This is a genomic window from Halocella sp. SP3-1 (assembly GCF_003953885.1).
Taxonomy (GTDB): domain Bacteria; phylum Bacillota; class Halanaerobiia; order Halanaerobiales; family DTU029; genus Iocasia; species Iocasia fonsfrigidae.
In genome coordinates this window covers 1,036,799-1,049,561 of sequence record NZ_CP032760.1, presented here as the reverse complement: position 1 = coordinate 1,049,561, position 12,763 = coordinate 1,036,799, and the positions used below count along the sequence as shown (strand labels likewise).

Annotated in this window: 9 protein-coding genes; 2 read left to right on the top strand and 7 right to left on the bottom strand. The window is 38.1% G+C overall.

Annotated elements, in window-relative coordinates; translation table 11 throughout:
* The first annotated feature begins 357 nt into the window (after positions 1 to 357).
* Together D7D81_RS04945 and D7D81_RS04940 are read left to right on the top strand one after the other, a co-directional pair.
* On the top strand, positions 358 to 1,986 hold the full coding sequence (locus D7D81_RS04945) for a radical SAM protein (protein ID WP_125987857.1): 1,629 nt from the start codon (positions 358 to 360) through the stop codon (positions 1,984 to 1,986).
* A 108-nt stretch (positions 1,987 to 2,094) separates the two neighbouring features.
* Positions 2,095 to 2,313: a hypothetical protein gene (locus tag D7D81_RS04940; protein WP_125987855.1), complete on the top strand. Its 219-nt coding sequence runs from the start codon at positions 2,095 to 2,097 to the stop codon at positions 2,311 to 2,313.
* A 310-nt stretch (positions 2,314 to 2,623) separates the two neighbouring features.
* Here the strand turns inward: D7D81_RS04940 and traF are convergent, their stop codons facing one another.
* The 7 genes from traF to D7D81_RS04905 all read right to left on the bottom strand — a co-directional run bounded on the left by traF (position 2,624) and on the right by D7D81_RS04905 (position 12,737).
* Entirely contained in the window at positions 2,624 to 3,718 is a 1,095-nt protein-coding gene (traF, locus tag D7D81_RS04935; protein ID WP_125987853.1) for a conjugal transfer protein TraF, read from the bottom strand.
* A 42-nt stretch (positions 3,719 to 3,760) separates the two neighbouring features.
* On the bottom strand, positions 3,761 to 4,606 hold the full coding sequence (gene rfbD, locus D7D81_RS04930) for a dTDP-4-dehydrorhamnose reductase (RefSeq protein ID WP_125987851.1): 846 nt from the start codon (positions 4,604 to 4,606) through the stop codon (positions 3,761 to 3,763).
* A 57-nt stretch (positions 4,607 to 4,663) separates the two neighbouring features.
* The gene (locus tag D7D81_RS19790; RefSeq protein ID WP_205739338.1) at positions 4,664 to 6,952 is read right to left on the bottom strand and encodes an HD domain-containing phosphohydrolase; all 2,289 of its coding nucleotides are present in this window, start codon (positions 6,950 to 6,952) and stop codon (positions 4,664 to 4,666) included.
* A 40-nt stretch (positions 6,953 to 6,992) separates the two neighbouring features.
* Entirely contained in the window at positions 6,993 to 7,862 is an 870-nt protein-coding gene (gene galU, locus D7D81_RS04920) for a UTP--glucose-1-phosphate uridylyltransferase GalU (protein WP_125987849.1), read from the bottom strand.
* Positions 7,863 to 8,043: 181 nt separating this feature from the next.
* Positions 8,044 to 9,792 carry a phospho-sugar mutase gene (locus D7D81_RS04915; RefSeq protein ID WP_205739337.1) on the bottom strand — a complete coding sequence of 583 codons (1,749 nt, stop codon included), beginning with the start codon at positions 9,790 to 9,792 and terminating at the stop codon, positions 8,044 to 8,046.
* 272 nt (positions 9,793 to 10,064) lie between these two features.
* A complete protein-coding gene (locus D7D81_RS04910) occupies positions 10,065 to 10,748 on the bottom strand; it encodes a hypothetical protein (protein ID WP_125987847.1) in 684 nt (227 codons plus the stop codon).
* A gap of 300 nt (positions 10,749 to 11,048) precedes the next feature.
* Entirely contained in the window at positions 11,049 to 12,737 is a 1,689-nt protein-coding gene (locus D7D81_RS04905) for an LPS-assembly protein LptD (RefSeq protein ID WP_125987845.1), read from the bottom strand.
* Positions 12,738 to 12,763: the final 26 nt, after the last annotated feature.

The following is a 12,763-nucleotide window of genomic DNA, read 5'->3' as shown; positions in this document are numbered from 1 at the left end:
AATATTTCTTACACAAAGTTAACTAATTTTAATAATCCAGACAAATATATTTGTTGGACGACTCTAGAAATTGGCTGGAGGTACGGAACTTGGCCTCGATGGCCTGATGCTGACTCAACTATGAGTAATAAAAAGAAGAGTCAGTGAACCGGAAGACAATTTCTCGATAGTAAGCGTAAGCAGGACGCTGTAGCGCAACCTCAAACTGTTCTTGTACGGTCTAATTAAATACGGAGTACCTGTGGTGCACGACAAGGGAAACAAATATATTTGTCGGTCTTCAAAGTTATCCACAATTTCTAAATCACATAATTTCATGGTATACCTTAAAAATATATATCACAAAGGAGACAAAGCATGGAAAATAGTAAAATCAAAACTATACTAATAGACGGCTACCTGGATGAACCTTCCTGTTTAGGGGTACCCCCTTATATTTCACCACATATCCGCTATACCTATGGGGCCCTATTATCAACCGGTATTAAAGAAAAAAACCTCAGCTACTATACCATAGATACCCTGCGAAACGACTGGGCCGGGTACCTGAATATACTTGAAGAGGCTGACCTGGTAATAGTCATTGCCGGAACTACAGTCCCCGGACATTACCTTGGTGGAAAACCCATCTCCTTAAAAGAAATTCAGGACTTATCCCGAAAACTGTATTATCCACAGAAAGTTCTGGGAGGTCCTGTCACACTTGTCAAAAAAGAAATACCAGGTTATGACCATATCTGTGGAGAACTGGCCAGCCTGGACCTCTATCAATTACTTAGTTCTAAAACTATTGACAAAGCTGAAATCAGTAGGCATATAGCAAACTGGGCAGTCAAAGGGGCAGCCCTGACCAGAAAACACCCCTTTTATCCCAATCTAGTCTGCGAAATCGAGACCTTCAGAGGATGTCCGCGCCCTACACACTGTGCTTTCTGTAGTGAGGGTTTAAAAAAAACATACTATCAAAGAAAAGCGGAAGAGATAATCAAAGAAGTAAAAGCTCTAGCCAAATGCGGCAACCATTATTACCGTTTGGGCTGCCAGACCGACCTCCTGCTCTTTAATGCAGTACGGGACAGCAATAGTCTAGTCCCCAATCCAGAGGCACTAAATAGACTCTATGCTGGAATAAGGGAGGCTGATCCCAGTCTAAAAGTATTACACCTGGATAATATTAACCCAGCCAATATAAGTAATTATGAAAAGGAAAGCAGGGCAATCTTAAAGACTATCGTCAAATACAATACCCCTGGTGATATTGCTGCCTTTGGTCTGGAATCTGCTGACCCCCTTGTCCTGAAAAAAAACAAGATTGAATCAGATACCAGTACAACCTTTAAAGCCGTTGAAATACTAAACGAAATTGGCGGGATACGAAAGAAGGGGGTTCCCAGATTATTACCGGGGATCAACCTCCTCCACGGCTTAACTGGTGAAAGGCCGGAGACCATGGAGCTAAATTATAGATTTCTTAAGAAAATATATGAAGCAGGGTTGATGTTAAGGAGAATAAACATCAGACAGGTAGTTACTATGGGTAGATACCCTGCTGTTAAAATAGAACAACAGAGATTTAAGGAGTATAAGGAAAGGATAAACAGGGAAATAAACCAGCCTATGTTAAAAAGGGTTTTCCCCAGGGGAATAGTATTAAACAATGTCCTCACTGAAACCAGCAGAGGGAAACTGACCTATGGGAGACAACTTGGTAGTTATCCCATTTTAATCGGTATACCAGGAGAACTCAAGCTGCATGAATTTATTACCGTCAGGGTCATTGACCACGGCTACCGTTCTATTACAGCCCTACCCTGGCCCTTTGAAATTAAAAAAGCCAGCCCGGCACAGCTGTCTGCCATACCAGGCATAGGCAAAAAAAGAGCTAATAAAATCTTTATCAAACAGCCTAACAGCCTTAGTGAACTTGCTCAACTCCTGGATCCAGGATTCCCACTTGATGACTGGCAGGACTGGTTCATATTTTAAGCAAAAACACGTGACAAACGAACCGTCCCCTTGTCACGTGCGTATATTTTAACCTCACTTTACAAACTATATATATATACACTATAGTCAGTTTAAAGGGGGATAAATATGGTTGATTTAATGACCAGCAACAAATATAAAGATGCCTGCCGCTATAGAATGCGAGAAACACTAGAAAACCTTCTAAAAATCTGGGATCGAGACCAGGATGAAGAGGTAGCTACCATTGATAATATCAATGAAGCAATTGACATACTTAACAATACTATCAATGAACTCAAATATTTTAAAGAAAAAATAATAACTACCGATGAAATCAAATACTAAAAATTACTTGAAGAATAAAATGGTTCCGCTAGCCAGACTTAATCAAATACATCAGCCTTCTTAACTTAAACTATTTATTACACATAGTTAATCAATAAACTATTAACCAGACAGATATATTTGTTGTACGACTCTAGAAATTGTCTGGAGGTAGGACACCGGAAGGCAATTTCTTGACAGTAAGCGGAGGCAGGACGCTACAGCTTACGACAAGGGAAACAAATATATCTGTCGGTCTTCAAAGTTATCCACAATCTCGAAAAAACAAAACCCCCTCATTTTCCAGAGGAGGTTAACATTTAGGAAATATCTAAAACTTCACCCTTCCAGAAACCACAGCAGCAACACTCTTATCAAATCTATCATCACTGGCTGCTGCAATATCAAGGTGTAAGGCTTTAAGGTTTAATCCCAGGCCACAGGTAAGATAGTTATCACCATCTTCCTGGCTGAAGGTACCGGCCCGCAGAGATAAACCGTTAAAGATTATATCTTTTTCTATACCAAAGTGATATACCTCATCATCCTTTGTATCAGATAGGAAACCTAGATTATCTATATCAGCTGCCAGAGTTAGATCAATTATCGGGACTCTTAATGAAGCCCCTATCCGGCCGACCCTGTCCAGTTTCATCTCTTCAGAATAACTATCACTATCTATAACCCAGGTAGAACCATCATAATGACTCTCCTCTTTATCACCTGACAGATCAAAATCCGGTTTAATCAGGTTCTGAATCTGAAGTCCAACCCTGAAATTATCTGTCATATTCATTAATAAACCCAAGTCAATAGCAAAACTATCATCATCGCTTTCTATCTTCGTAACTTCAGTAGCAGATGAAACCGCATATGATTCCTTTTCTAATTTAATTAACCTATAATTCATCCCATAAACCAGTCTGCCTACACCAAAGGGAAGTCCTATTAATTCATTACCCAGACTTAAGACACCCTCCTGTAGATTAAATAAATCAGCAGAGGCCGAAGAACCCTGGTTGGAAGACTCAGCAAAAGCCTTATTAGTATAGGCCACACCAAATGACTTAAAATTAGCTGCCAGCTGCCCCTGTCCCATAAAATTTACATCATCTGGGATAACCGAAAGAGCATCACTAATACTATCATCATTAATCTTATCTGGTATATCCTGTAATTCATCCAGTTCATCTGAAACAGAGACCATTGTTCCCAGGTCAAGCTGGATGCCAAGCAGTCCGCTGTCCACCATACCAGCAGGATTATAATATAATGAGCTTAAATCATCAGCCAGTCCAGTAAAAGCACCACCCATTCCCAGAGATCTTGCTGTTAAATTTGCCGAATCAAGTTTAACCGCTCCAACACTTCCAGCTGAGACTAAAATCACAACAAGAGAGACTACCAAAACCACCTTCAATTTCACTAATCATCACCCTTTCTTTTTTATTGGCTGTATTTAAATACTTCAAATATTACCACTTCTTTGACAATACTCCTTTAAGGCCTCCTCCCAACTGCGCAGCCTGAAACCTATCTTCTGTTCCAGTAAATCATTACTTAAAACAGTAAAAGCAGGCCTTACTGCCGGAGTAGGAAAATAATCTGAACTTACTGCTTTAAGTTCTACATCAATTTCACTTATCCTGATAATTTCCTTAACCCATTGAAAACGGCTGCAGTACCCCTTATTTGTCATATTATATATTCCATATTTTTTACTGGCAGCAAGCCTTAAAATCCCTTCTGCCAGGTCAACAGTATAGCTTGGTGCTGCCCACTGATCATCTACAATACAGAGTAGTTTCCTCTGGCAGGCAAGCCCTATCATCTGTTTTACAAAATTGTTCCCTTCCTCACCATAAAGCCAGGAAGTCCTGACAATATAATAATTTTTCAGCAGTTCCTTGACAAAAAACTCGGCCAGTAATTTGGAATAGCCATAGATATTTATTGGATCAGGTAGAGAATCCTCCCTGTAAAAATCCTTGCTCTTACCATTAAAGATAAAATTAGTACTAATATGAACCATCTCAGCATTAAATCCCTGACAGGCCAGGGCAATATTCCGGCTTCCTCTGGCATTAACCAGTAAAGCCAGCCCAGGCTCCTTTTCACAACGGTCAACATCTGTCAGGGCAGCAGTATGGATTACCAGTTCCGGTCTGACTCTAGCAAAATAATCCTCAACTACTGAAAAAGAACTTACATCTAATTCTCTCCTATCAGGTGTAAAAACACTACAATCTGCAGGCAGAGCCCCCCTGACAGCCCGTGCTAACTGGCCGTTGCCACCACTTATTAAAATCTTCATTAGACACCATCCCTCCACATATATTATATGTGGAGTAAACAAAAGGTGACTGCAAAACTACTTAATCTTTCCCTCAACTATTAGTTCAAGGGCAATATCAACAATCTCAGGGTCAAACTGAGTCCCCTTATTATCTATTAATTCCTGTCTGGCGGTATTAAGGGATAGTTTTTGGCGGTAGACCCGGTCACTCCTCATAGTATCCCATGAATCTGCCAGGGCAATTATTCTAGCTATTTTTGGAATCTCTTCCCCTGACAGCTGATCTGGATAACCCGTTCCATCCCATCTTTCATGGTGATGCCTGATATAAGTAGCTATCTCCTTTAACTCATCTGAACCAACCAGCACCTCATAACCCCAGACAGGGTGCTGCTTAATCTGTTCAAACTCCTTCCGGGAAAGCCTGCCTGGTTTATTTAAAATAGAATTACTAATCAAAATTTTACCTATATCATGAACCAATCCTGCCCATTCAATGACCTTAATCTCCTTCTCAGGATAATTCATTTCCCGGGCAATAAGGGCAGATATCTCAGCAACATTTTCAGAATGGCCCTTGGTATACTTATCATGTATTTCCAGTATATTAATAATTGATAAAATAATCGACCTCTGGAAACCCTCCTCAATATTCTTATATTGTATCATGGTTAAAAAGGCAGAGGCCAGATTACCAAAAGCCCTTACTGTTTCAATGGAATGTTTACTAAATGACAATTCACTTCCTTTAGCAATATCAAAACCCAGACCACCAACTATTTTTTCTCCAACTGTTAAATGTACAACCAGACTGGATTTGATCGGTTTTTTAGCCTCTAAAATAGCCGCCCTGATATCCTGAAATGCTGGATCATAAACCTCAGTCTCAATATCTTTAATAAACTGGACAGTTCCCTGTTTAGCAAGATAATCAGGTGTAATTGGAATATTATTTAGTTTTTTAATATCATGGCCTATTGAATCAATATACCTGTTTTCACCTTCATCAATCAAATAGACACTGCCATAATCAGCCTCAGTTATTAACTGCTTGGCTACATAAAAAAGATCTCTCAAAAAAATTGTCCTGTCATCAAAGACTATACCAGTCAGCTTGGTTGCTACCTCAATAACATTATTCAAATTCTCAGCCAGGTTATAGCTTTCCCGATATGATGCCTCCAGCTCTTCATTCATGGCCTTCAATTCCTCAAAAGATGCTGATAATTCACTAGTCATCCCCTGATAACTGGCCAACAGCATATTAATCTCTTTAATATCAGTCTTCTGCAGGTTTTGATCTATATTATCTAAATCCTTATTGGTCAACTGACTCATACTCGCAGCCAGTTCTGCAAAAGGGGCAGTAATATCAGCCGACAATTTGCGGGTAATTAAAAAAATAATCAAAATAGTAAAAAATATTATAATAGCAATAACCATAGAAATCGTCTTACCAAGTGCTGCCAGGTGTTTAGAGAAATCTAGTTTCATTTTAAGATAATAGGATTGATTAGTAAAGGGAGCCTCTGTTCTGGTATCCCACCTGCCATAATAAACTGATTTATAAGCAGATATATCATTTCTAATTGAGTCTTCTTCCCCTAGGCGGCGCAGATATTCCTGATCTTGATCAGTAAGTTCTTTAAAGAGCTCATTTACCGGGGTATAATTAGCCTTATAAAAACCAATCTCTTCTACATAACTGATATCCTTCTCTATTGACTTTATTCTCTTTGATAACCTGTCAAAGAGCTCTACATCAAAGGGAAGAGAGAATTTGAGTATATAGCTGTTAGCAAATATAATATACCCATCCTTTTTAGGTAATTCAGTGAGTGGGTCATAGGTTAACCTCTGAAAAAAGAATCTTCCTGACGGCAAGCCTTCTAAATCCTTATATTCTATTAAGTCAGCGTTCTCATAAATAGAATGATTTGTTGTTACTATTCTACCGGCAGGATTAATTATATAGTAATATATATTACTATATATATCACTGTCAATTCCCAGCACATTCAATTCAGACCTATGTTTTTCCAGTATATCAACTAAAACTTTATCAAACTGCTCTGCAGACATATCCTGGACTGTCAGTCCCTTTTCCTCCATCTTTTGGAGGTAATCATCTGCCATCTTAACAATTAGATTATCATAAAAATTTTCCATGGTATGAAGTGATTCATCAAACTGAGTTAGTGATGAATAAACAGACTCCACGGTCATTTTCAAGATATTCTGATATACCAGGTTATTAACAAAATTATTGGTAAAAGTAACAACAAAGACTATCATTAAAACAGCCATAATAATAAATAAATATACTAACTTTGTATTTATTATATGAGTTAAAGACCTTTCCAAAGCCTACACCCCACTCTCGACCATTTATCTTCTTATAAGACTACTCCTGTTTTAAAACATCTTTCAGATATTTTCTGAATCTTCCACCCAGGTCATCTCTGTTTAAGGCAAACTCCACAGTAGCCTGTAGGAAACCCATTTTATTGCCTACATCATAACGCTTACCCAGAAAATCATAGGCATAGACTTGACGTTTCCTGGCCAGTTCCTGCAGGGCATCTGTCAGCTGAATCTCATTATTCCTACCTGGTTTTGTCTCAGCCAGTATTGGAAATATATCAGGGGTAATTATATACCTACCAAGAATAGCTAGATTAGAAGGAGCTTCATCAAGGGCAGGTTTTTCAATAAGGTCATCAACCTGATAAACCCGATCTGTCTGACTACTATACTTAACAATCCCATATTTATCGACATCTTTTTTAGCAACTTGCTGTACCCCTAATACTGGATTACCTTTTTCAGCAAAAACCTTCATCATCTGCCCGATTACTGATTCCTCTGCTGTCATAACATCATCACCCAGCAGAACAGCAAAGGGTTCATCCCCGATAAAGGTGCGGGCACAGTAGATGGCATGACCCAGTCCCTTTGGTTCTTTCTGTCGGACATAATGAATATCAACTAAATTAGAAATCTCTTCAACAAGACTCAGTAACTCATCTTTACCCTTTTCCTTAAGAGCAAACTCTAACTCCAGTGATTTATCAAAATGATCCTCAATAGCCCTTTTATGTTTACCGGTAATAATTAAAATATCCTCAATACCGGCATCTATTGCCTCTTCAATAATATACTGAATAGTAGGCTTATCAACAATTGGCAGCATCTCCTTTGGCTGTGCCTTGGTAGCTGGTAGAAACCTAGTACCAAGACCTGCTGCCGGAATAATGGCTTTCCTTACTTTCATATCATTTATCACTCTCCTGAATTAGTCAAATTTTTCGCTATCTTCCGCTTTCTTTAATATATTTCTATATATCCTCACAAAATCCTTTAAAAATAGCCTAATTTCAATTTATATTCTTAATAATATAGGTATAAAGTACTGAAAAAAAGGGGTTAATGGTAATTACATTAACCCCTTTTTACTAAACACTCTCCAGTATTTCATTTATCTCTCCCAGGAATCTGGATTTAAAATCCTTGATCTTATCATCTGCCTCTTGTTTCGTATCAGCCCGCACAGCAAAGTAAAGCTTGAGCTTGGGTTCAGTCCCTGAGGGCCGGATAGTCAAGAGAGTATCATCTGCCAATTTATACTGTAGAACATTAGATTCCGGCAGCTTAATCTCTTCTTCCCTATTGTTATTGTAGTAATAGGCCTTACCAGCCAGATAATCACTACAGCTTACTACAGGGATGGCGCAGATCTGTTCCGGTTTTTCCTCCCTCAATTCAGCTAAGGTACCAGCTATCTTCTCTTCGCCCTCTTTGCCTTCCAGCCTGATAGCTGCCAGGTCTTCCTGGTAATAACCATATTTATCCATTAATTCATTCAACTTGTCATAGACTGACATCCCCTGTTCTTGATAATAAAGGGTCATTACAGCAGCCAGGGCAACGGCAACAACCGCATCTTTATCCCGGGCATAGGTCCCAGCCAGGTAACCATAACTCTCTTCAAAACCAAAGATAAATGTCCTATCACCCTTTTCCTCAAACTCCTTTATCTTTTCTCCAATAAATTTAAATCCAGTCAGGACATTCATTACCTCTACACCATAGTCAGCAGCAACCCTGTTAAGCATTTCTGTAGTCACAATGGTTTTAATGACCACCCCATTATCAGGTAGTTTCCCTTCTTCCTTCATTCTGTTCAGGATAAAATCAGTAAGCAGAACACCAACCTGGTTACCAGTTAGACCCAGGTAATTACCCTCACCATCCCTGACTACAATACCCATTCTATCCCCATCAGGGTCAGTACCAAGAATAAGATCAGGTTCAAAGCTTTTGGCCTTTTCCAGGGCCAATTTAAAAGCTGAAAAGTTCTCTGGGTTAGGACTCTCTACTGTAGGAAAATCCCCATCTGGCTCAGCCTGTTCTTCAACTACAGCCACCTTTGTAAAACCAAGTTCTTTTAAGACCCGGCGTACTGGTTTATTGGCAGTGCCATGTAGGGGGGTAAAGATTATAGAGATACTATCTCCTTTTTCTACAGCCAGTTTCTGCTCAGGTATTACCTTGATCATCTCTGTAATATAGCGGTCATCAATCTCATTCCCTATTATCTCCAGCAGCCCTTCAGCAACAGCGGTTTCTTTATTTGCCATTTTCTTTACAAAATCATAGTCATCTATTTCAGCAATTTCTGCAATTATCTCTCTGGCCTGCTCAGGAACCACCTGTCCACCATCTTCCCAGTAGACCTTATAACCATTATACTCCGGTGGATTATGACTGGCTGTCACAACTATCCCACCAACTGCTTTAAGTTCCCTGACCGCAAAAGATAGTTCAGGGGTAGGACGCAGTTCATCAAACAAATAAACCTTTATACCATTACCATTAAGAACCAGGGCTGACTCAAGAGCAAACTCTGCTGACATATGCCGGGAATCATAGGCTATTACGACCCCCCGTTCCCGGCCGTCATCACAGTAATTTATTATGTAATTAGCCAGTCCCTGGGTAGCCTTTTGCACGGTATATTTGTTCATCCTGTTTGTCCCAGCACCAACAATACCCCTCAGGCCGCCTGTACCAAAATTCAGGTCTTTATAGAATCTCTCTTCAATCTCCTTCTCATCACCTTCAATGGCCTTCAACTCTGCTTTAGTTTCCTCATCAAAGTAGTCACTTAACAACCATTCCCGGTATTTAGACATATAATGCACTTACCATCATCCCTCCTGTGTTTTACTCCTCATATAAAATATATAAAATTAGAATGAAACAGATAAATTCTACACACCATAACCATATAATCTTTTATTATTATATTTTCTTCAGGAACTAAACACTATAAATAAAATATGTAAAAATTATAAAATTATCCCTGAATTAATACCTGACTTTAACGTTAAAATTTATTATATCACAAATAAAATCATTAATGAAGCCCTCAGTGGAAAAAGAAAACCCCGGTCCCATCGAGAACTGGCCAGTCCTATAATTTCCAGCTAAATCCCACTCCAAACTGCCTACCGTATTTGTTGGTCCGCTCTGACAGGTTTTTATATACCTCTCTATTAAATTGAATCTTTGAATTCAGGGTAAAATCCTCCCTGATTTGATAGTCCCAATTTACTGATATCCTATCATAGATATTATCCTTTGAACTGTCATTAAGGTAATCCTCCAATTGTCTCTGTAAGACTAATGAATACTTATTCTTTTGATTATACTTATAATCCAGCTGATAATTGAGCCTGAGCATCTGGTATGTAGAATTTTTATTTTCCTGATATTCTTTATCCCGCAAGGTTAACAACCATCTATTCCTTAATTTATTAGTTAACTGGTAGGTATAATTACCCTGAAGGTCAAAATTTATATTATTGTAGTTTCCCCTCTCTTCATACCTCTTCTTATAATATTGACCTTTAAGGTAGTAATAATCCGTAGTACTAAGTTTTTGTTTGTATTTTAACCAAAACTTTTCATAATTGTATCTATCAACTATCTCTTCTGTCAGACTGTCATCTTCCTCCAGCAAAATTTCATCATATCTCTTATCACCTACATTAAAACTACCACTCAAAACAGGCCTGTATTCTTTAGCTATAATTATCCCTGAAAATAATAGTATATTGAGTACTAAGATAAGCAGAAAATTTAAAATCCTCTTCATGACTATTCTCCCTCCTATAATTGTATTTTTTTCCATATTATATATTTAACTATTAATCTGCTATTTCCTGCAAACAGGTATTAAAAAAGACCCTTCGCAATCATGAAAGGTCTTTAGCAGTCATATTAATGCATATAAGTAGCGCTTAAATATTGCACTTTTCCGTTCCAGTCAATTATATTAATGGAGCGACTCCATATTTTTCACGTAGGCAGGACGCCGTAACGAATGACAAGCGGAATTAATATAATTTATTTACACTAAGCATTAGTGTAAATAAATTAAATCAAACTTATCCAGTTATTTTATTTCAATACCAAATCCAAAACCACTAGCAACTGTATCATATTCCAGGAAGGCACTCATACAATCATAATCACGGGTCAGCCTGATGGTTTTTTCATCCCAGACCTCTAGTTCCAAATCATAATTACCCTCTAGCCCTACTATCCATGAACCTTCATCACCAGGGAGGTGGTATGTTAATTCCACTCCAGGTTTCAATTCCTTTTCTTTATCCTCTTTATCATCAGATAATACCGGGTTTCCATAGGTATCTGTCAACTTATAGGTTAAAAACGGTTTTAGACTGACAGTAGGACTTAAAGTAAGTTGATAAGCCCCGGTCAAAGATGTATTATATACCTGATAAGCCTCATTAAAAGAACTAAAATATTGGTGATAGGCCAAATCACTATTAAGACCAATTCTAAAATTATCTGTCAGATTAAAGCTACGACCCAGGACCAGACCAACAACAGCCTTATTAGCCGTAATCCCATCGTCCCTGACACGCCCCATACCAAGACTGAGATTGGTATTAAACCCCGCCAAATTAGCTGTCTTACCTTTTATACTAAGATAGGGCAGGTATTCCCGATCATAACCACTAACATATTTTAATTCATAAACTGCCTTATTACCCCGATAAATTACACCATATTTCTCTTCCCAGTCCTCAATAGTAAGATTATACCCCAGTCCTGTATAAAAACTATATCTCCCTACATTATAATTCACTCTACTCTTTGCTATTGTCTCGTCATCTATAAAATCATACCTCAACCCTGTATAGACATTAACCCGTCCCTTGCGGTAATTAAGACCACTATCAATCAATTGCGTCCTCTCATATTCATCTTCGTCATCATCATCTTCTTCCTTTTTATCAACAACATTAGTAACCCATTTATAATTATCAGCTAGCTGATAATTGTGTTTTAAACTATTGTGTCTCTCACCTTCATTAAAACCGGCTGTAATCAAACCTTCCGTTTTCTCGCCTATTTGATAGGGATAATGCATCTCAAGTAAAAGACCATTTTTTGAATCATAGCCAATGTTGGGGAAAGGGGTAACATTTTGATATGTCCCCGTATTTTCATCATATTTAATAACATATGATGGAAAATAATATACCATTACCTTACCTAAATAAAACTTAACCCCTTTAATTATAATCCTATTATCTGGATATAATTCAAGACTATTAGCCTTAACATGATAATGTGGATTATCAAATACACAGGTAGTTAAATAAGCCTGTTCAAGTTCTATGAGCATATCGTCTTTAATACTATTTTTTGGGGGGGACATAAACTTAATTTCATCGCCAGCCAAGTTAAGGTCTTCAACCTTAGTACTGGCCTGGTAAACAGAACCCATTTTAGTATTATAATTATAAATTAATTTATTGCCAATCAAAACCTGCTCATCTGATATTATTTTAACTATATCCCCAGTGGCTGTAACAATTGTTTTCTCAAGGTCGATAATCATATTATCACTCTCCACCCTGAAATCAGCAGACTCAAATACAACCCCACCCTCTGCCCTGATTAAGCCCTGGTGATTGTCATAGACAATCTCCCTCTCAGCAGTCAGTGAATAAGGACTGTCAGTAGAGAGCTCATCAGCCAGTACAGGATAAACAGCTATAAATATTAATATATTTATGAGTAATATCTTTCGTATTATTCCCTTGAACACCAGACTAAACCACCTTTCCCAACTCT

Excerpts from the sequence above, each read along its gene's own strand:
- D7D81_RS04945 (WP_125987857.1), top strand. The coding sequence starts at position 358 with ATGGAAAATAGTAAAATCAAAACTATACTAATAGACGGCTACCTGGAT.
- D7D81_RS04910 (WP_125987847.1), bottom strand. The coding sequence starts at position 10,748 with ATGAAGAGGATTTTAAATTTTCTGCTTATCTTAGTACTCAATATACTA.
- rfbD (WP_125987851.1), bottom strand. The coding sequence starts at position 4,606 with ATGAAGATTTTAATAAGTGGTGGCAACGGCCAGTTAGCACGGGCTGTC.
- galU (WP_125987849.1), bottom strand. The coding sequence starts at position 7,862 with ATGAAAGTAAGGAAAGCCATTATTCCGGCAGCAGGTCTTGGTACTAGG.
- D7D81_RS04940 (WP_125987855.1), top strand. The coding sequence starts at position 2,095 with ATGGTTGATTTAATGACCAGCAACAAATATAAAGATGCCTGCCGCTAT.